17 protein-coding genes are annotated in these 19,212 nt (G+C 72.9%); 12 read left to right on the top strand and 5 right to left on the bottom strand.

The window, feature by feature from the left end; genetic code table 11:
* Nucleotides 1-44 precede the first annotated feature (44 nt).
* The 3 genes from BLS99_RS06410 to BLS99_RS06420 all read left to right on the top strand — a co-directional run bounded on the left by BLS99_RS06410 (nucleotide 45) and on the right by BLS99_RS06420 (nucleotide 3,477).
* On the top strand, nucleotides 45-809 hold the full coding sequence (locus tag BLS99_RS06410) for an AraC family transcriptional regulator (RefSeq protein ID WP_091047711.1): 765 nt from the start codon (nucleotides 45-47) through the stop codon (nucleotides 807-809).
* Nucleotides 810-889: 80 nt separating this feature from the next.
* Nucleotides 890-2,227, top strand: coding sequence for a GH1 family beta-glucosidase (locus tag BLS99_RS06415; protein ID WP_091047715.1), 1,338 nt, complete (start codon nucleotides 890-892; stop codon nucleotides 2,225-2,227).
* Nucleotides 2,224-3,477 carry an MFS transporter gene (locus BLS99_RS06420; protein ID WP_245712173.1) on the top strand — a complete coding sequence of 418 codons (1,254 nt, stop codon included), beginning with the start codon at nucleotides 2,224-2,226 and terminating at the stop codon, nucleotides 3,475-3,477. The genes BLS99_RS06415 and BLS99_RS06420 overlap by 4 nt, the downstream gene beginning before the upstream one ends.
* Here the strand turns inward: BLS99_RS06420 and BLS99_RS06425 are convergent.
* Nucleotides 3,474-4,943, bottom strand: a complete 1,470-nt coding sequence (locus BLS99_RS06425) for an ATP-binding protein (RefSeq protein WP_091045598.1) — start codon at nucleotides 4,941-4,943, stop codon at nucleotides 3,474-3,476. The two genes, BLS99_RS06420 and BLS99_RS06425, sit on opposite strands and share 4 nt — an antisense overlap.
* Before the next feature lie 86 nt (nucleotides 4,944-5,029).
* Complete coding sequence (locus tag BLS99_RS06430) at nucleotides 5,030-6,226, bottom strand: cytochrome P450 (protein WP_176953231.1); 1,197 nt, start codon at nucleotides 6,224-6,226, stop codon at nucleotides 5,030-5,032.
* Between the two features lie 114 nt (nucleotides 6,227-6,340).
* Between BLS99_RS06430 and BLS99_RS06435 the strand changes: the two genes are divergently transcribed.
* Nucleotides 6,341-7,042: a GbsR/MarR family transcriptional regulator gene (locus tag BLS99_RS06435; protein ID WP_091045602.1), complete on the top strand. Its 702-nt coding sequence runs from the start codon at nucleotides 6,341-6,343 to the stop codon at nucleotides 7,040-7,042.
* On the opposite strand, the gene BLS99_RS06440 is transcribed toward BLS99_RS06435, so the two are convergent.
* Complete coding sequence (locus tag BLS99_RS06440) at nucleotides 7,028-8,008, bottom strand: GlxA family transcriptional regulator (RefSeq protein ID WP_091045605.1); 981 nt, start codon at nucleotides 8,006-8,008, stop codon at nucleotides 7,028-7,030. The two genes, BLS99_RS06435 and BLS99_RS06440, sit on opposite strands and share 15 nt — an antisense overlap.
* Before the next feature lie 149 nt (nucleotides 8,009-8,157).
* On the opposite strand from BLS99_RS06440, the gene BLS99_RS06445 reads away from it, so the two are divergent.
* From BLS99_RS06445 to BLS99_RS06460, 4 genes are all read left to right on the top strand, one after another.
* Nucleotides 8,158-8,736, top strand: coding sequence for a hypothetical protein (locus tag BLS99_RS06445; protein WP_218126317.1), 579 nt, complete (start codon nucleotides 8,158-8,160; stop codon nucleotides 8,734-8,736).
* 184 nt (nucleotides 8,737-8,920) lie between these two features.
* Entirely contained in the window at nucleotides 8,921-10,408 is a 1,488-nt protein-coding gene (locus BLS99_RS06450; RefSeq protein ID WP_176953232.1) for a pectinesterase family protein, read from the top strand.
* Nucleotides 10,409-10,524: 116 nt separating this feature from the next.
* Nucleotides 10,525-11,139, top strand: coding sequence for a LysE/ArgO family amino acid transporter (locus BLS99_RS06455; protein ID WP_091045611.1), 615 nt, complete (start codon nucleotides 10,525-10,527; stop codon nucleotides 11,137-11,139).
* 146 nt (nucleotides 11,140-11,285) lie between these two features.
* Complete coding sequence (locus BLS99_RS06460; RefSeq protein ID WP_091045614.1) at nucleotides 11,286-13,352, top strand: cellulase family glycosylhydrolase; 2,067 nt, start codon at nucleotides 11,286-11,288, stop codon at nucleotides 13,350-13,352.
* Nucleotides 13,353-13,407: 55 nt separating this feature from the next.
* Here the strand turns inward: BLS99_RS06460 and BLS99_RS06465 are convergent, their stop codons facing one another.
* Nucleotides 13,408-14,394 carry a LacI family DNA-binding transcriptional regulator gene (locus tag BLS99_RS06465; RefSeq protein ID WP_218126318.1) on the bottom strand — a complete coding sequence of 329 codons (987 nt, stop codon included), beginning with the start codon at nucleotides 14,392-14,394 and terminating at the stop codon, nucleotides 13,408-13,410.
* A 73-nt stretch (nucleotides 14,395-14,467) separates the two neighbouring features.
* Entirely contained in the window at nucleotides 14,468-15,994 is a 1,527-nt protein-coding gene (locus BLS99_RS06470; protein ID WP_091045622.1) for an alpha-N-arabinofuranosidase, read from the bottom strand.
* 246 nt (nucleotides 15,995-16,240) lie between these two features.
* On the opposite strand from BLS99_RS06470, the gene BLS99_RS06475 reads away from it, so the two are divergent.
* The 4 genes from BLS99_RS06475 to BLS99_RS06490 all read left to right on the top strand — a co-directional run bounded on the left by BLS99_RS06475 (nucleotide 16,241) and on the right by BLS99_RS06490 (nucleotide 19,208).
* Entirely contained in the window at nucleotides 16,241-17,008 is a 768-nt protein-coding gene (locus BLS99_RS06475) for a DUF1684 domain-containing protein (RefSeq protein ID WP_091047728.1), read from the top strand.
* Nucleotides 17,009-17,101: 93 nt separating this feature from the next.
* Nucleotides 17,102-17,737 (top strand): nicotinamide riboside transporter PnuC, encoded by a 636-nt coding sequence (gene pnuC / locus BLS99_RS06480; RefSeq protein ID WP_091045626.1) that lies wholly within the window; start codon nucleotides 17,102-17,104, stop codon nucleotides 17,735-17,737.
* The gene (locus BLS99_RS06485) at nucleotides 17,734-18,813 is read left to right on the top strand and encodes an AAA family ATPase (RefSeq protein ID WP_091045629.1); all 1,080 of its coding nucleotides are present in this window, start codon (nucleotides 17,734-17,736) and stop codon (nucleotides 18,811-18,813) included. The genes pnuC and BLS99_RS06485 overlap by 4 nt, the downstream gene beginning before the upstream one ends.
* Nucleotides 18,814-18,923: 110 nt before the next feature.
* A complete protein-coding gene (locus BLS99_RS06490; RefSeq protein ID WP_091045633.1) occupies nucleotides 18,924-19,208 on the top strand; it encodes a hypothetical protein in 285 nt (94 codons plus the stop codon).
* Nucleotides 19,209-19,212: the final 4 nt, after the last annotated feature.

Here is a 19,212-nt window from a genome sequence, read left to right on the forward strand (position 1 = left end):
TCGATCCCGTCCACGGCCCCGCGACCCGACGGGTGGTCCATTCCATGCAGCGCGTCCGCCTCCACCTCGACGCCCCGCCCCGCACCGTCCAGGCCGGGATCGGCCTCCACGGCCGCACCGTCGCCGAGGACGTCTTCCGCCTCCCCGACCTGTGGCAGCTCCACCTCTACGACTACGAGGCCGACCTCGACGTGGGCGGCACCGCCCACGCGATCCGGCCCGGCCGCGTCAGCCTCATCCCGCCCGACACCGAGGCCCGCTTCCGCTACCGCGGCCCCTCCGAGCACCTCTACGTCCACTTCAGGCTCGCCGAGTCCGGTGCGGCCCACTCGGTCCCGGTCATGCGCGACACCGGGGCCGACCTGACCCGCGTCGCCGAGGCCCTGCGCCGCACCGTCGCCTCGCCCTCCACCACCCGCGCGAACGCCGAGGTCTGGACCCTCCTGTGGCGCCTGGCCGACCTCCCGCCCGAGGCGCCCGCCGGGCCCGTCGCCGACGCCCTCGCCTACGTCGAGGCCAACCTGCCCCGGCCCCTCGCCGTCCCCGACATCGCCGCCGCGGTCGGCCTGTCCCACAACCACCTCACGCGCCTCTTCCGCGCCGCCACCGGCACCACCGTCGTCGCCCACATCCGCCGCCGGCGCCTCGAACGCGCCCGCCACCTGCTCAGCGAGTCCACCCTCTCCATCCCGGCCGTCGCCGCCGCGGTCGGCGTCCCCGACCTCCAGGCGTTCAACAAGGCGTGCCGCCGCGAACTCGGCGCCGCGCCCCGCGAGATCCGGGCCGCCGGGCGGGGGAGCACCGGCTGAAGAGGGGTTACCGTCCGGTTCGCGACCTGATATCTTCACGAACGTTACTCACGTCACTTTCGGAGGTGCCCGTGGCCGCGATGCCGCGCCTGCCCGGCGGATTCGTATGGGGCGCCGCCACCTCGGCGTTCCAGATCGAAGGGGCCACCACCGAGGACGGCCGCGGCCCGTCCGTCTGGGACGCCTTCACCGCCACCCCCGGCAAGGTCCGCGACGGCCACACCGCCGACACCGCGTGCGACCACTACCACCGCTACGAAGAGGACGTCGCCCTCCTGCGGCGCCTCGGCGTCGACGCCTACCGCTTCTCCGTCGCCTGGCCACGCATCCAGCCCACCGGCTCCGGCCCCGCCAACGAACCCGGCCTCGACTTCTACGACCGCCTCGTCGACGCCCTCCTCGCCGCCGGGATCGCCCCCATGCCCACGCTCTTCCACTGGGACCTCCCGCAGGCCCTCGAAGACCGCGGCGGCTGGCTCGACCGCGACACCGCCCACCGCTTCGCCGAGTACGCCGCCGTCGTCGCCGCCCGCCTCGGCGACCGCGTGCGCCACTGGATCACCCTCAACGAGCCCTTCGAGCACATGGCCCTCGGCTACGCCCTCGGCCAGCACGCCCCCGGACACACCCACCTCCTCGACGCGCTCCCCGCCGCCCACCACCAGCTCCTCGGCCACGGCCTCGCCACCACCGCGCTCCGCGCCGCCGGAGCCCCGCACGTCATGCTCACCAACTCCTACACGCCCGCGGTCCCCTACAGCGGCAGCGAAGCCGACACCGAGGCCGCCCTCGCCTACGACACCCTCCACCGCCGCGTCTTCACCGATCCCGTCCTCCTCGGCACCTACCCCGACCTCGGCGCCTTCGGCCTCGACGGCGCCCTCCCCTTCATCGAGGACGGCGACCTCCAGGCCATCAGCGCGCCCCTCGACGGCCTCGGCGTCAACTACTACAACCCCACCCGCGTCACCGCCCCCGAACCCGGCACCACCCCGCTCCCGTTCGAACTCGCCGAGTTCGACCACGTCGACACCACCGACTTCGGCTGGCCCGTCATCCCCTCCGGCCTCACCCGGACCCTCCTCGACCTCACCGCCGACTACGGCGACGCCCTCCCGCCCCTGTGGGTCACCGAGAACGGCTGCTCCTACGACGTCGCGCCCGACGCCGACGGCCGCATCCGCGACCAGGCCCGCACCGACTACCTCGACGCCCACGTCAGGGCCGTCGCCGCCGCCGTCGAGCAGGGCGCCGACGTCCGCGGCTACCTCGTGTGGAGCCTCCTCGACAACTTCGAGTGGGCCGAGGGCTACCACCAGCGGTTCGGCCTCGTCCACGTCGACTTCGCGACCCAGGCGCGCACCCCCAAGGACTCCTTCGACCGCTACGCGGCGCTCATCCGGGCCCAGCGCCCGTGACCGCCGCCCCGCCCGCGCCCCACCCCGCCCTGGCCGAACCCGAACGCAACGTCGGCCGCGTCTGGATCGGCGGCATCACCACCGCCATGCTCGGCCTCTACATGGCGTTCTTCACCCCGATCCAGGTGCTCCTGCCCCTCCAGCTCGCCGCGATCGACGAGGACGGCAAGGTCGCCGCGTTCGGCCTCGTCACCGGCGTCGGCGCCCTCGTCGCCGTCGTCGCCAACCCCGTCGCCGGGGCCCTCTCCGACCGCACCACCGGCCGGTTCGGGCGCCGCCACCCCTGGACCCTCGGCGGGGTCGCCCTCGGCGCCGCCGCCCTGTGCCTCCTCGGCACCCAGACCACCGTCCTCGGCGTCCTCGTCTGCTGGTGCCTCGCGCAGGCCGCCCTGAACGCCGGGTACGCGAGCCTGAACGCCGGCATCCCCGACCACGTGCCCGTGCGCCAGCGCGCCGTCGTCTCCGGCTGGATCGGCTTCCCGCAGGCCCTCGGCCTCGTCGTCGGCGCCGTCATCGTCACCATGCTCGTCACCGGCCTCGCATCCGGCTACGCCGTCATCGGGATCGGCGCCCTCGCCATGGCCCTGCCGTTCGTCCTGTCCACACCGGACCCGCCCCTGCCGCGCCGCGCCCGCCCCGCGTTCTCCTGGAAGGCCCTGCTCGACACGTTCTGGGTCTCCCCGAAGGCCCACCCCGACTTCGCGTGGGCCTGGTTCACGCGCTTCCTCGTCATGCTCGGCAACGCCACCGGCACCCTGTACCTGCTGTACTTCCTCGACGACGCCGTCGGATACCCGAACCCCGAAGAGGGCGTGCTCATCCTGACGCTCCTGTACACCGGCGGAGTCATCGCCACCGCGGTGGCGGGCGGGATCGTCTCCGACCGGATCGGGCGCCGCAAGGCCCTCGTCACCGCGTCCTCAGTGGTCATCACCGCGGCCGCGCTCATCCTCGTCTTCTGGCACACCTGGCCCGCCGCGATCGCCGCCGCCGCGATCATGGGCGCGGGCTTCGGGGTCTACCTCTCGGTCGACCAGGCGCTCATCACGCAGGTGCTGCCCGCGGCCACCGACCGCGCCAAGGACCTGGGCATCATCAACATCGCCTCCACCGTGCCGCAGGTGCTCGGCCCGGCGCTCGCGGCCCCGATCATCGCCGGGTTCGGCGGCTACGCCGGGCTGTACGCCGTCGCCGCGGGCGTCACGCTCCTCGGCGGCATCCTGGTGTGGCCCATCAAGTCCGTGCCCTAGAACCCGCGGCCGTACAGGCGCCGCAGGTCCACCAGGGCCGCGCCGCCCTCGCGCCCGGCCGCCTCCAGTTCCGGTGTGAACCCCGTCAGCGAGAAGACCCCCAGGACCGCGCCCTCGGCGCGGTAGCCGAGGCCCCCGAGCGCGCGCCGGATCGTCTCCAGGCGCTCCAGCGCGGGGACGCCCTGGCGCTGGCCGGTGGCCTTCGCCTCGCCGATGAACGTGACGGTGCGGCCCTGCACGCCCAAGACGTCCACTTCGTACTTCGCGCGGCCCGCGTTGTCCTGCACGTTCGCGGTGCCGACCTCGCCGAAGCCCTCCTCGCGGCCGAGCTCGGCGGCGGCGAAGCGCCGCACCCACTCCCGGGCCAGCTCCTCGAAGTGCGGGCCGATGATCTGCGACCGGAACGTGTCGCGCATGGCCCGCCACACCTGCCGCGACTGGCCCAGTTCGAGCTGCCCCTGGCGCGGGGCGGTCACGAGCCGGTCGAAGCGGATGATCGGGTCGCGCACGCTGATCGAGCTGCGCCCGCGCACCAGGTCGACCCGGCGCGCGACGTACCCGGTGGACTCCAGGGTCCGCAGCAGCGGGCGCACCGCGTCCTTGCTGCGGCCGGTCTCGGCGCCGATCTTCGCGAGCGTCGTGGAGCCGCGGGCGATGGCGCCGAGCACATCGTGGTACGCCGACCGGTCGGTGATCCGCGGGTCCTCGCGCAGCAGGTAGTCGACCTCGGCGGTGGTGAACGCGCCGAACCCGGTGCTCAGCAGCGTGTCCGGGACCCACTCCTCGAACTCGGCGGGGGAGTGCGGCACCCGGTCGATGAGGCGCCGGTACCCGGGGTAGCCGCCGACGCAGGCGTGGACCTTGAGCGCGGTCTCGGGGTCGTCGATGCCCCACAGCCCGGCGGTCTGGCGGTAGTCGAGCGGCCCGAGCTTGAGGTCGACCATGGCGCGCCCGCGCAGCGGCTTCGTGCCCGAGAGCAGTTCGCGCATGACGCTCAGGGACGACCCGCACAGGATCACCCGCCCGCCCGGGCCCTCGCCGCGCTGGGACCGGTCGTAGAGGAGCTGGAGGAGGCCCGGCAGCTGCGGGGCCTTCGCCATCGCGTAGGGGAACTCGTCGATCACCAGCAGCGGTGGGCGCCCCGCGGGGGCGGTGCGGGCCGCGACGTCGAGGGCGCTGACGAGCAGCGGCTCCCAGTCGGCCGTGGCGGCGCCGGTGATCCCGCCGTGCGCGGCGATCCCGGCCGCGAACCGCGCCCGCGCCGACAGGTCGCCCTCCTCCTGCACGCACACGTGGTAGAGCCCGCCCACGGCCCCCGCGGCGGCGGTGAGCAGGTGCGTCTTGCCCGCGCGGCGGCGCCCGGAGACGATCCCGATCTTGAGCGAGCCGTCGTCCCCGGCGCGCAGGAACCGCTCCAGGACCGCCCATTCGAGGTCCCGGCCGATGATGGTGTCGGGCTTCTCCACGAGCGCCCCCTTCCCGGTCGAGTCGTGTAGTCGAGACTACACGAAAACCGTGTAGTTCGAACTACACGGTCTTCACTTCCGGGCGGTCACCACTCGATCGGGAGCTCGTGCACCCCGTAGATGATCATGTCGGTGCGCATCCGCACCGCCTCCGACGCCACCGCCAGCCGCAGGCCCGGGAACCGCGACAGCAGGGCCGGGACCGCCACCTGGAGCTCGACCCGCGCGAGCTGCTGGCCCAGGCACTGGTGCACGCCGTGCCCGAACGCCACGTGCCCGGCCGTCGACCGCAGCAGGTCGAGCACGTCCGGATCCGCGAACCGCGCCGGGTCCCGGTTCGCCGCCGGGATCGACACCGTCACCGACTCACCGGCCTTCACGGTCTCCCCCGCCAGGACCACGTCCTCCGTCGCCGCCCGCACCGTCGCCGGGATGACGCTCAGGTACCGCAGCAGCTCCTCCACCGCCGGAGCGGCCAGGCCCGGGTCCCCGCGCAGCTCCGCGAGTTGCACCGGGTGCTCCAGCAGTGCGAACGCCCCCAGCGCGATCATGTTCGCCGTCGTGTCCAGGCCCGCCCCCAGCAGCGAGAACCCGATGTTCACCAGCTCCTCGTCCGTCAGGTCGGTCGCGACCAGCCCGCCGAGCAGGTCGTCGGTCGGCGCGGTCCGCTTGGCCGCCACCAGCTCCGACACGAACCCGTGCACCGCCGCGAACGCCGCCGCCCGCTCCTGCGGCGCGTCCGACATCCGGAACAGCCGCAGCGCCGGCCCCTGGAACCGCTCGCGGTCGGCGTACGGCACGCCCAGCAGCTCGCAGATCACCTGCGACGACAGGGGCACCGCGAGGTCCCGCACCACGTCCGCGGGGGCGCCGCCTTGCTCCATCGCGTCCAGGAGCCCGGCCGTCACCTCCTCCACGTGACCGGTCAGCGCCCGCATGCGCCGCACCGTGAACTGGCCAGTCAGCAGCCGCCGGTAGCGGCCGTGGCCGGGCTCGTCCATCGACCCGAACATCCCCGGCGGCGCCGGCCGGACCGCGTTCGGCACCCCCGGGAACGGCTGGTGGTACCGGTCCGACCGCGCGCTGAACCGCGGATCGGCCAGCACCTCCCGCACCAGGGCGTGCCCGGTCGCGAGCCACCCGACGTGCCCGTCCGGGTAGGTCATGCGCGACAGCGGGGACCGCTCCCGCAGCCGCGCGAGCGCCGCGGGCGGATCGAAGGGGCGGTCGGCCGGGCGGTCCGCCGGCAGGGCCGGATGCTTCACGTGCTCCTCAGGTTCCATGCCCGGGACGCTAGGCTCGATCCACCCGGTCCTGCAAGCACCGCAGAGTGAACCGCCAGTTCACCGCCGTCCCGTGCGTGCAATGACCTTGGATCTGAACGCACAGGAGGAGCGATGCCCGGAGGCCGCCTGACCTACGAGGAGCGCCGCGCCATCGCCGACGGCGTCGCCCGCGGCCGCAGCTGCGCCGAGATCGCCCGCGGCCTCGACCGGCCCGCCTCCACCGTCAGCCGCGAGGTCGCCCGCAACGGCGGCGCCCGCCGCTACCGCGCCAACCTCGCCGAGCAGGCCGCGCGCTGGCGGGCCCGCCGCCGCGCGCCCCACCCCGAGCCGTCCCCCGGGCCGCGCTCTGACGAGGCCGCCCCTGCCGCCGACCGGCACGGGTTCGGGGACCGCTTCGCCGCGACGATGGTCCGCACCGGCGTGCCCGCCATGGCCGCCAAGGTCCTCGCGCGCCTGTACACCAGCGACGCCGGGAGCCTCCCCGCCGCCGACCTCGCCGCGGCCATGCGCGTCAGCCCCGCCTCGGTCGCCAAGGGCGCCGGCTGGCTCGTCGAGCGCGGCATGGTCGCGCGCGAACGGGAAGGGCGCCGCGTCCACTACCGGATCGACGACGAGGCCGCCTACCGCGCGTGGCGCACCAGCCTCGACGGCATGGCCGCCTGGGCCGAGCTCACCGGCCAGGGCGCCGACCTCCTCGGCGACGCCACCCCCGCCGGGGCGCGGCTGCGCGACACCGCCCGCTTCTTCGACCTCCTCGGCCGCGACATGGCGCAGGCCGCCGAGCACTGGCGCCGGATCTCAACCGGCCGTTGAGGCCGCCGTCGTCGCAGCCACGGTCCGGTACTGCGAGGGCGCGAGGCCGTACTCCTTCGCGAACGCCTGGCGCAGGGACTCGGCCGAGGCGAACCCGCAGCGGGCCGCGACCCGGGCCACCGGCAGGTCGGTCGTGGCCAGGAGCTGCGCCGCGGAGGTCACGCGGGCCTTCCTGACGTACCGGCCCGGGGTCTGGCGCAGGTGCGCGCGGAACAGGCGGGTCAGGTGGCGCGGGCTCACCCGCGCGAGGCGGGCCAGCGCCTCGGTCGACAGGTCGGCGTCGAGCGAGGCGGCGATGTGGCCGGTGACCTTGCGGACCGTGTCGTGGTCGGTCGCGGGCGCGGCGGTGAACACGCTCATCTGGGCCTGGTTCCCGGGCCGGTGCAGGTAGGTGACCATGGCGCGCGAGACCCAGCGGGCCATGTCTGGCCCGAAGTCGGCCTCGATGAACGACAGCGAGAGGTCGAGCGCGCTGGTGACCCCGGCGGCGGTGTAGACGTTCCCGTCCTGGATCCAGATCGGGCGCGGGTCGACCTCGACGGCGGGGTAGGCCGCGGCGAGTTCGTCGGCGAAGCGCCAGTGGGTGGTCGCGCGCCGGCCGTCGAGGAGCCCGGCGGCGGCGAGGACGCTCGCGCCGGTGCACAGGGAGGCCACGCGCTCGCTCTCGCGGGCGAGGCGGCGCACGTGGCCGACCAGGCGCTCGTCGCGGGCCGCGCCGGTGTGCCCGAGGCCGCCGGAGACCACGAGCGTCCCGACCGGGCCCTTGACGCGTTCGAGCACGGCCTGGGCGTTGAGGACCAGGCCGGAGCTGCACGTGACGGGAGCGCCGCCGGGGGTCGCGAGCACGAGGTCGTAGCGCAGCGCCGGGTCGATGTGGCGCACCGCGTCGAGGGTGGTGGTGACGCAGGCGATGTCGAGGAGTTCGGCGTCGTCGTAGCCGACGACGACCACGCGGTGCGGGTCCATGCCTCCAGGCTAGGGCAGACCGGGGATGGTCCGGAAGACCATGATGCCAAGATTTCGGACATCGGGCCGTCCCCGACTTGACCGCGGGGGCCCACAGGCGGAGAGTCGAAGACGTCAGATACCCCCTCCAGGTATACGAGGAGCTTCCAATGTCGACCACCACCCCTGAGCAGACCGGTCCGGAGCGGACCGGGAACCGGGTCCTGCGCTACTGGCCCGTCGCCGCGGGCATCGCCGTCGGCGTGCTCTCCGGCTACGGGGTCGCCGCCGGGGCCGACCTCGCGCCCGTGCTCACCGCCTCCGGGCTCGTCTACCTCGGCGCGGCCGCGCTCCAGCGGCGCGGCGCCGCCTGGCCCGTGTTCTTCGTGGCCTTCGTGGTCATCGGCGCGTCCCGCTTCCTGCCCTGGGAGGACGCCGCCACCTGGGTCCTGCTCGGCTTCGCAGCCGCGTTCGCCCTGTACGGCCTGGTCCGCGGCGCGATCCGGCCCTTCGAGGCCCTGCCGCTCCAGTCGCTGGCGATGGTCCTGTTCGGCGGCGCCTCGGTCCTGGTCCTCATCATCGGCGGCGACACCGCCGCCTACATCGTGGCCGCGGGCCTGCTCGCCCACGCCGGCTGGGACGCCTGGCACCACCGCACCGGCCGCGTCGTGGTCCGCTCGATGACCGAGTTCTGCATGTTCCTCGACGTCATCGCCGCCGGTTTCATGATCGCCGCGGCCCTCGCCTGAAGCCCCGCCCGCACCACCGGCCATCGCCCGGGACCGACCGGTCCCGGGCGGTGGCGTCCTGAGACCGTTTGCCCTACAATCTGGATCGACAATTATAAATGCCTGGATTGCTGAGGAATTTTTTTCCCGGCATGCTCAGCGACCGGGCGCGTCCAATGGAGTCGATATGTCATCGAGTACTTCAGTGCGCCCATCGCGACGACGCCGCCTCGCGGCGGCGGTCGCCTTCCTGGTCGGCGCGGTCCTCGCGGCCGCGACCGCCCTCGTCACCGCCACCGGGGCGCAGGCCGTCGAGACCGGTGTCTGGTACAACGTCGAGTCCCGCCACTCCGGCCTGGTCCTCGGCATCCGCGCGGCCTCCACGGCCGGCGGCGCCGAGCTCGTCCAGTGGTCGAGCAACGGCTCGCACGACCAGCAGTTCCGCTTCGTCGACGCCGGCGGCGGCTACTTCAAGATCCAGGTCCGCCACTCCGGCCAGGTCCTCGACGTCGCCAGCGGGTCCACCGCCGACGGCGCCAAGGTCCAGCAGTGGGGCGACGCGGGCAGTACCAACCAGCAGTGGCGCATCACCGAGAGCGGCGGCTACGCCACGATCGTCAACCGCGCCTCGGGCAAGGCCCTCGACGTGTGGGAGTGGTCGACCACCAACGGCGGCAGGATCTCCCAGTACACCGCCACCGGCGGCACCAACCAGCAGTGGCGGCTCGTCCCCGCCGCAGGCGACATCGAGGCCGACATCGTCGTCGCCGCGGACGGCTCGGGCGACTACACCGGGGTCCAGGCCGCGGTGAACGCCGCCGCCTCGGGCTCGACCATCCTCATCAAGGCCGGCACCTACAAGGGCGCCGTCACCGTGCCCTCCTCCAAGACCGGCCTGACGTTCGTCGGGGCCACCGGGAACGCGGCCGACGTCGTCATCCACGAGAACCGCTGCGCCGGCTGCAGCAACGGCTCGGGCGGCACGTGGGGGACCAGCGGCAGCGCCAGCGTCCTGCTCCAGGGCGCGGACTTCACCGCCGAGGACCTCACCTTCGCCAACACCTACGACGAGGCCGCGAACGGCGCCAGCCAGGCCGTCGCCGTCAAGGTCCAGGGCGACCGGATGGTCTTCGACAACGTCCGCTTCCTCGGCAACCAGGACACCCTCCTGACCGACTCGGGCAGCGCCACCACGGTGTCGCGCCAGTACTACCACGACTGCTACGTGGAAGGGGACGTCGACTTCATCTTCGGCCGCGGCACCGCCGTGTTCGACGGCTGCCGCATCCACTCGCTCAGCCGCGGCTCCACCACCAACAACGGCTACATCGTCGCGCCGAGCACCGAGATCACCAACCCGTACGGGATGCTGTTCCACCGCTGCTCGCTGACCAGCAACGCCCCCGCCGGCTCCGTGTACCTGGGCCGCCCCTGGCCCGCCGGGGGCTCGACCACCGCGCGCGGCCAGGTCCTCTACCGCGAGACCACCATGGGCGCGCACCTCCGCACCGCCGAGCCGTGGTCGGACATGTCCGGCCTGGCCTGGGAGGACGCGCGCCTGCGCGAGTACCAGAACACCGGCCCGGGCGCCGCGGTGAACGGCAACCGGCCCCAGATGTCCGCCAGCGAGGCCGCCAACTACGAGATGGTCGACTACCTGCGCGGCTCCGACGGCTGGAACCCGATCCGCTAGCACGGCCGCCGGGGCACCCGCCCCGGCGGCCCCGACACCGTTGCGGCACATGGATTCGGCCTCCCGGCCGCGCCGTCCCGTTAGAATCTGCGGATGCCCACGACCCCCGCCCGCCCGTGACCGCCGCCTACCTCGCCGGACTCGCGCTCGGCTTCGCGCTCATCGTGCCCATCGGCGCCCAGAACGTCTTCGTGTTCGGCCAGGGCGTCGCCCTCGGCATGCCGAGGGCGCTGTGGGCCGTCGCCGGTGCGGGCCTGTGCGACACGCTCCTCATCGTCCTCGGCGCGACCGGCGCCTCCGCGCTCCTGGACTCCGTGCCCGGCCTGCGCCCCGCCATGCTCGCCGCCGGGGCCGCGTTCCTCACCTACCTCGGGGTGAAGTCCCTGCGCGCCAAGCCCGCCGCGATCGAGGACGAGGCGGGCTCCTGGTCCCCGCTGCGCACGCTCCGCCGCACCGCCGCGGTCTCGCTGCTCAACCCCCACGCCATCCTCGACACCGTCGGCGTCCTCGGCGCCGCGATCGCCGCCCAGGCCGCAGCCTCGCGCACCGTCTTCGCCGCCGGGGCCGTCACCGCCTCCTGGGCCTGGTTCCTGCTCCTCGCCGGCGCCGCCACCGGCCTGCGCGGCGCCATGACGAAGGAGCGCCACGTGTGGTTCGACCGCGCCTCCGGGCTGATCCTCCTCGTCTTCGCCGCCTGGCTCGCGTACGAGTTCGTCCAGGCCCTCCTGTGAACCCTTCCTGGGCGCGCTGTTGCGATCCGCGCCTTGGGAGCGATTGACAAAGTTTAGTCTCACAACTTAGTCTTGGCATCGAGGATTCTCGATGGGTTCCCGCGGCCCCGCGTCCTCCCCGGCACGACGCGGACAGAAGGAGCACCATGCAAGGCGTCAAGCGACGAACCCGCAAGTGGATGGCGCTGGCGGTAACCGCCCTCGCCGTCCTGGCCGCCGGGCTCGGCATCCTCGCCCCCTCCGCCGCGTACGCGGCCGAGGGCTGCAAAGTGGACTACAAGATCGCGAGCCAGTGGGGCGGCGGCTTCACCGGCGACGTGAAGATCACCAACCTCGGCACCGCCGTGAGCAGCTGGAACCTGGTGTGGACCTTCCCGAACGGGCAGCGGGTCACCCAGGCGTGGAACGCGACCACCACCAACTCCGGCGACACCGTCACCGCCAGGAACATGAGCTACAACGGGTCCATCCCCACCAACGGCTCGGTCTCCTTCGGCTTCAACGGCTCCTGGTCCGGCACGAACGGCACCCCGGCCTCGTTCAGCCTCAACGGCGCCGTGTGCACCGGCACCGTCGGCGAGCCCAGCACCCCGCCCACCACCACCCCGCCGCCCACCGGCGGCGCCGACGCCATGGAGACCGTCCAGGCGATGCAGCCGGGCTGGAACCTCGGCAACTCCCTCGACGCCGTCGGCGCCGACGAGACCGCCTGGGGCAACCCGCGCATCACCGAGGCGCTCATCGACAACGTGGCCGCCCAGGGCTACAACAGCATCCGCATCCCCGTCACGTGGGACAACCACCAGTCCAAGTCCGCGCCGTACGCCGTGGAGGACGCCTACCTCGACCGGGTCGAGGAGGTCGTCGGGTGGGCGCTCGACGCCGACCTGTACGTCCTCATCAACATCCACCACGACTCGTGGATCTGGATGGCGGACATGAACGCCAACCGGACCGTGGTCGAGGACCGCTACGAGGCCATCTGGACCGCGCTGGCCGCCCGCTTCCGCGACGCCCCGCCCGAGCTGCTGTTCGAGAGCGTCAACGAGCCGCAGTTCAACAACGTCGACGACACCACCGCGTACGCGCTCCTGGACGACCTGAACACCTCGTTCCACTCGATCGTCCGCGCCTCCGGCGGCGGCAACGCCGACCGCGTCCTGGTCCTGCCGACCCTCCACACCAACGCCGACCAGGGCCGCCTCGACGCCCTCAGTGCCACCATCGACGCCCTGGACGACCCCAACATCGCCGCCACGATCCACTACTACGGCTTCTGGCCCTTCAGCGTCAACATCGCCGGGTACACGAAGTTCAACGACGAGGTCCGCGCCGACCTGGAGGGCTACTTCGACCGCGCCTACAACGAGTTCGTCGCCAACGGCATCCCGGTCCTGGTGGGGGAGTACGGCCTCCTCGGCTTCGACGCCCACACCGGCACCGTCGAGCAGGGCGAGAAGCTCAAGTTCTTCGAGTACGCCGGGTACTACGCCCGCCAGAAGGGCATCACGCTCCAGCTGTGGGACAACGGCCAGCACTTCGACCGGACCGCGTTCACGTGGAAGGACCCCGAGCTCTTCACCGCCATGAAGGCCGCCTGGACCACCCGCTCGGGCACCGCGTCCACCGACCAGGTCTACGTCGGCCGCACCGCCACCGTGGCGGACGTGTCGGTCACCCTCAACCTGAACGGCACCACGTTCCAGGGCCTGCGGGTCGGCTCGACCAACCTCGTCCAGGGCACCGACTACACCGTCTCCGGATCGACGCTCACCATCAAGGCCAGCAGGCTGACCACGCTCCTCGGCGACCGCTCCTACGGCGTCAGGGGCAGCGTCCACGCGGTCTTCTCGCAAGGCGCGCCGTGGCGCATCAGCGTCATCTCCTACGACCAGCCGACGATGTCGGCGGCCACCGGGGCCGCGGCGACCTTCGCGATCCCCACCCAGTTCAAGGGCGACCAGCTCGCCACCATGGAAGCCAAGTACGCCGACGGCACCCCCGCCGGCCCGCAGAACTGGACCAGCTACAAGGAGTTCGGCCGCGCGTTCAACCCCGACTACACGGCCGGCACCGTCACACTGCCGACCGCGTTCTGGTCCGAGGTCAACGACGGCCAGAAGGTCACCCTGACGTTCCACTTCTGGAGCGGCCGCACGGTGACCTACTACGTCACCGAGTCCGGCGGCAACGTCACCGGATCGCTCACCTAAACCCCTAGCGAGCGGAACGGCCCGGCGCGAGAGCGCCGGGCCGATCCGCGTCCGCCTAGCGGGTCGACTCGCGGACCTTCAGCTCGAACGGGGCCGTGTGCTCCTCGGGAGGACGCGAGGGGTGCTCCATGCGGGCGGCGATGAGGGCGACCGCCTTCTCGGCCATCCAGCGGTGGTCGGGGGACACCGACGACAGGGTCGGGGTCGTGTACGCCGACTCGGGGATGTCGTCGAAGCCGATGACCCGCACGTCCTCGGGGACCCGCAGCCCCACGTCCGCCAGGCCCCGCACCACGCCCATCGCCACCGTGTCGGTCACCGCCACCACGCCGTCGAACGGCACCCCGGACGCGTGCAGGCGCCGCACCGCCCGCCGGCCGTCCTCCATGGACATCCCCGACAGCGCCACCAGCGAGGTGTCCAGTTCGAGGCCGTTCGCCGCCAGGCCGTCCACATAGCCCTGATGGCGCCGCGAGACCACGTGCACGCCCTCCAGGCTCCACCCGGTCACGTTCGCGATCCTGGTGCAGCCCTGCGCGATCAGATGCTCGGTGGCCGCCCGCGAGCCCGCCTCGTTCGCCATCCCGACATGGTCGATGCTCGCCCCGAAGTCGCGCTCGCCGAGCATCACGATCGGGAAGTCGCCCCACGAGTGCCCCTGGTCGCGCGGGTCGAGGACCACCGCGCTCAGGATCAGCCCGTCGAACTGGAGCTTGTGCGACTGCGCGACCGCCTCGACCTCGCCGGTGTCGCTCCCGCCGGTCTGCTCGATCGCCACATGGAACCCGCGGGCGCGCGCCGCGTCGATCACCAGGGCCCCGAGCATCCCGAAGTACGCCTGGTCCACGCCGGGCACCGCCAGGCCGATCACCCCTGTGCGCCCCGCCTTCAGCGTGCGCGCGTTGACGTTCAGGCGGTACCCGGACTGCTGGATCGCATCGAGGACGCGCAGCCGGACGGGCTCGGAGACCCCGGCCCGGTTGTTGACCACGTTGGACACGGTCATCTTCGACACGCCGGCCAGGCGCGCCACGTCGCTCATCGTCACCATCTCGGGTACCGCCTTTCGGGATCCGACGATCCTCCTATGTTCTCACCCTAGTGCGAGCGTCCGACTACGCCACGTCCCCGGCCACGGTCACGAACGAGTGCGCGGGCAGGTGGACGAGCAGTCGGCCGCCCTCGATCCGCGCCCCGTCGTGCGCCCGCGGGGCGACGGCCTCGGGCGCCTCGGGGGTGTTGTGCGAGTGGAGGGTACCCGCGGTGAGGATCTCCGACTCCAGTCCGGCCACGACACCGCCGCGCAGGTCGATCTCGACGTCGGCGGCCTCGCCCGCGTCCAGGTTCGACAGCGACACCAGCAGGCGGCCGTCCTTGCGGGAGGCCGAGACCGACACCGTCGCCAGCTCGGCGCCGTCCACGTCCTTCACCGGCGCGCCGCCCACGACGTGCACCTGGAGGCTCGCGGCGTCCTGGTGGCCCTTGTTCATCCGGAACACGTGGTACGTCGGCGTGAGCACCAGCGCGCCCGAGTCGGGGTCGGTGAGGATCATCGCCTGGAGCACGTTCACCGTCTGCGCGATGTTCGCCATCACCAGGCGGTCGGCGTGCCGGTGGAAGATGTCGAAGTGGAGGCTCGCCACGAGCGCGTCGCGCATCGTGTTCTGCTGGTACAGGAACCCGGGGTTGGTGCCCGGCTCCACGTTCCACCACGTGCCCCACTCGTCGAGCACGATCCCGATCTCCTTCTTCGGGTCGTACAGGTCCATGACGTTGGCGTGGCCGGTCAGCAGCTCGTCGGTGCGCGCGGCCTTCGCCATCGTCGTGTAGTACTCGGCGTCGGTGAACTCGGTGGCCGAGCCCTTGTCGGCCCAGGTGCCCGCCACGGTGTAGTAGTGCACCGAGACCGCCTGGTACAGCGGGCGCTCGACGCGTTGGCAGCCGAGGTGGGAGAGCTGCTTCATGAGCGTCTCGGTCCACCCGTAGCTGAAGTCCGAGGCGCCGGCGGCGATGCGGTAGAGCTTGTTGTCGCCGTAGTCGCGGCAGTAGGTCGCGTAGCGGCGGGCCTCCAGGGCGTACTGCTCGGCTGTCATGTTGCCGCCGCAGCCCCAGGTCTCGTTGCCCAGGCCCCAGTACTTGACGCTCCACGGCTCCTCGCGGCCGTTGGCCTTGCGCTCGCGGACCGCGGGGGAGTCGCCGTCGCGGGTGAGGTACTCGACCCACTCGCTCATCTCCTGGACGGTGCCGGAGCCGACGTTCCCGGAGATGTAGGGCTCGGTGCCCAGCAGCTCGCACAGGGCCATGAACTCGTGGGTGCCGAAGTGGTTGTTCTCCTCGACCCCGCCCCAGTGGGTGTTCACCATGACGGGCCGGTCCTCCTTGGGGCCGATGCCGTCCCGCCAGTGGTACTCGTCGGCGAAGCAGCCGCCGGGCCAGCGCAGGTTGGGGATGTCGAGGGCGCGCAGGGCCTCGACCACGTCGAGGCGGATGCCGCCCTCGTTCGGGATGTCGGAGTCCTCGCCCACGTAGAAGCCGCCGTAGATGCAGCGGCCCAGGTGCTCGGCGAAGTGGCCGTAGACGTGGCGGTTGATGACGGGGCCTTCGAGGTCGAGGTTGACCACGGCGTTGACGGTGCTGCTCATCGGAGCCTTCCGGGTGAGTGGTGTGTTTATCGGTAAAGTCGTCTCACTCTACCGGGTTCCGGCGCCACCTTGTCAAGAGCGCGGCGTCAAGAGCGGCGGTCGCTGGGGCGGCACGGTCTGGGCGGCACGGTCGGAGCGGCACGGTCGAGGCGGCACGGTCAAGGACGCGGTGCCGAGCGCCGGGAATTTCCAAGCCCGCCCCCGGCCTTGAACCTCCCGGCAGCCGACGACACCGAGGAGGACGACGTGACCGACGACTTCACCCGCGACTGGCGGGCCTGGCACGCGAGGCGCGAGGCCGCGCTGGCCGAGCCCCACGGCTGGCTCAGCCTCACCGCGTTCCACTGGCTCGACGGCGACCCGGCCCGCCTCGACGGCCTGCCCGGACTCTGGAGCTCCGACGGTGACGCCGTCACCGTGACCGCCGCGGCGGCCGACCGGCTCATCGCCGACGGCGCCCCGGTCGAGGGCACTGCCGAATTCAAGACCCCGGCGGGCGTGGCCTGGATCGACTACGGCGACAAGCGCCTCGAACTCGCCCCGCGCGGTGGCCGACACGCCGTGCGCGTCCGCGACCCGCAGGCGCCCACGCGCACCGGCTTCACCGGGGTGCCCGCCTACGACCCCGACCCGGCGTGGGTCGTCACCGGCGATTTCACCGCCGACCCGGACCGGGTCGAGGTCGGCTCGGTCCGCGCGGGGGTCGACCAGTCGCTCGACGCCCTCGGCACCGTCCGCTTCGACCTCGCGGGCGAGACCCAGGAGCTCGTGGCCGCCGACGCCGGGAACGGCCGCCTGTGGCTGCTGTTCCGCGACCCGACCAACGGCGACACCACCGCCTCGTTCCGCCAGCTCACCACCGCCGCGCCCGCGGCGGACGGCACGGTGGCGCTCGACTTCAACCGGTCGATGAACATGCCGTGCGCCTTCACCGAGTTCGGCACCTGCCCGCTCCCGCCGGGCCCGAACCGCCTCACCGTCGCGGTCACCGCGGGCGAACGCGAACCGGCATAAAGAGGTATATCGGCCCCGATGCAAGCCACATCGGGGCCGAAGGACGCACCGACGTAGAGTCGTCATCCGGACCGCCCTTCGAAAGGACCCCGGATGTTCGACGCCGTGCCCAATCCCGTCCTGTTCAACGCCTTCGGCGTGCCGACGACCCTCATCGAGGTCCTCGGCTTCGCGTCCGGCGCCCTCTGCGTGTGGCTGGTCGCCCGCCAGCACATCGCCAACTGGGGCATCGGCATCTTCAACTGCCTCATGTTCATCGTCCTGTTCACCCAGTGGGGCCTGTACGCCGACGCGGGGCTCCAGCTCGTCTTCATCGCCCTCGGCGCGTACGGCTGGTGGAACTGGGTCCGCGGCGGCGGCCCCGCCGACGACACGCTGCCCGTCTCGCGCACCGGCCGCACCGAGTGGACCGCCCTCGTCGGCGCCGGCCTCGCCGCGCTCGCGGCCATCGCGATCCTGCTCGACCGCGCCACCGACTCCACCGTCCCCTTCTGGGACGCCCTCACCACCGTGCTCTCGCTCATGGCCACCTACGGCCAGACCCGCAAACGCGTCGAATCGTGGTGGCTGTGGATCGCCGCCGACCTCGTGTACATCCCGCTGTACGCGTCGAAGGGCCTGTACCTGACGTCGATCCTCTATATCGGGTTCCTCGCGCTGTGCGTGCTCGGCCTGCGCAACTGGCGCCGGGACCTCACCGCCCGCCCGGTCGCGGAGGCCGCCGCGTGAGCCTCCCCGAGCACGGCCTGGTCCTCGGCAAGTTCTACCCGCCCCACGCCGGCCACCACCACCTCGTCCGCTCCGCCCTCGCCGGGTGCGAGCGGCTGACGGTCCTGGTCAGCCACGCCACCGTCGAGTCCATCCCCCTCGCCGACCGGGTCGCGTGGCTCCAGGAGGCCCACCCGGAGGCGCGGGTCATCGGCACCGTCGACGACGTCCACATGGACCTCCACGACGAGGCGGTCTGGCAGGCCCACGTCGACATCTTCCAGGCCGCCGTCCCCGAGCGGATCGACGCGCTCTTCACCTCCGAGCCGTACGGGCCCGAACTCGCGCGCCGCCTCGGCGCGCGGCACGTCGAGGTCGACCTCGACCGGACGCGCTTCCCGGTGTCGGGCACGAAGGTCCGCGCCGACCCGGCCGGGAACTGGCACTTCCTCGAAGGGCCCGTGCGCGCGGGCCTCGCCATGCGCGTGGTCGCGCTCGGCGCCGAGTCCTCCGGGACCACGACGATCGCCGAGGCGCTGGCGCAGGTCTACGCGGCCCGCGGCGGCGCCTGGGCCCAGACGCGCTGCGTCCCCGAGTACGGCCGCACGTTCAGCGAGGAGAAGCTGGCGGCACTGCGAGCCGTGCGGCCCGGGGCGGCGTGGGCCGACGTCAGGTTCGACACCGCCGACTTCCCGCGCATCGCCGCGCGCCAGAACGCCCTGGAGGAGGCCGCGGCCCGCGCGGGCGGGCCCGTCCTGTTCTGCGACACCGACGCCTTCGCGACCGCGGTCTGGCACGAGCGCTACATCGGCGGCCGCAACCCCGCGGTCGACCCGCACGCCGACGCGCTGCGCCACCACCTGTACCTGCTCACCGACCACGAGGGCGTCCCGTTCGAGGACGACGGCCTGCGCGACGGCGAGCACCTGCGCCCCTGGATGACCGCCCGCTTCCAGGCCGAACTCGAGCGCACCGGCCGCCGGTACGTGAAACTCCAAGGCCCCCATGAGGACCGGCTCGACCAGGCGGTGCGCGCGGTCGACGCGCTCGTCGCCGGGGGCTGGGGGATCGCCGACCCGCTCCCGGAGTACCGGTGACGCGATTCTGACGGGCCCGGCCGCGATCCTGATGCGACGGCGACGGCCGCGCGGGCGCAGCGGTGCCTACGCTTCAGGCGCCCCGCGACCGCACCCACCGGAGGACCGCCATGGACATCGCCGAACACCCCCGCCGAGCGAGCGCCGGCGCGATGATCGGCCGCGCCACCGTGCGCGCCGCCTCCGACGGCGGCGAGGCCCATGTGACCGTGGACCTCGCCGGGGCCGTCGTCGGCGTCGGCTTCGGGCCCGCGAGCCGCGGCATGCGGGAGGTCGACCTCGCCGCGCACGTCCTCGCCGCCTACGAGCGGGCCGCCGCCCAGGCCGCGCGCCTGGCCGCGGAGCTGCCGTGCGCGGATCCGGGTTGCCCGCCGGGCCCGGCCGGCGCACACTGACCAC

The sequence above is a fragment of the Glycomyces sambucus genome (assembly GCF_900102815.1).
Taxonomy (GTDB): Bacteria; Actinomycetota; Actinomycetes; order Mycobacteriales; family Micromonosporaceae; genus Glycomyces; species Glycomyces sambucus.

Coding starts and splice junctions, on each gene's coding strand:
- BLS99_RS06410 (WP_091047711.1), top strand. CDS start 45: ATGCAGCGCGTCCGCCTCCACCTCGACGCCCCGCCCCGCACCGTCCAG.
- BLS99_RS06415 (WP_091047715.1), top strand. CDS start 890: ATGCCGCGCCTGCCCGGCGGATTCGTATGGGGCGCCGCCACCTCGGCG.
- BLS99_RS06430 (WP_176953231.1), bottom strand. CDS start 6,226: ATGGAACCTGAGGAGCACGTGAAGCATCCGGCCCTGCCGGCGGACCGC.
- BLS99_RS06435 (WP_091045602.1), top strand. CDS start 6,341: ATGCCCGGAGGCCGCCTGACCTACGAGGAGCGCCGCGCCATCGCCGAC.
- BLS99_RS06440 (WP_091045605.1), bottom strand. CDS start 8,008: ATGGACCCGCACCGCGTGGTCGTCGTCGGCTACGACGACGCCGAACTC.
- BLS99_RS06445 (WP_218126317.1), top strand. CDS start 8,158: ATGTCGACCACCACCCCTGAGCAGACCGGTCCGGAGCGGACCGGGAAC.
- BLS99_RS06460 (WP_091045614.1), top strand. CDS start 11,286: ATGCAAGGCGTCAAGCGACGAACCCGCAAGTGGATGGCGCTGGCGGTA.
- BLS99_RS06465 (WP_218126318.1), bottom strand. CDS start 14,394: ATGAGCGACGTGGCGCGCCTGGCCGGCGTGTCGAAGATGACCGTGTCC.
- BLS99_RS06470 (WP_091045622.1), bottom strand. CDS start 15,994: ATGAGCAGCACCGTCAACGCCGTGGTCAACCTCGACCTCGAAGGCCCC.
- pnuC (WP_091045626.1), top strand. CDS start 17,102: ATGTTCGACGCCGTGCCCAATCCCGTCCTGTTCAACGCCTTCGGCGTG.
- BLS99_RS06490 (WP_091045633.1), top strand. CDS start 18,924: ATGGACATCGCCGAACACCCCCGCCGAGCGAGCGCCGGCGCGATGATC.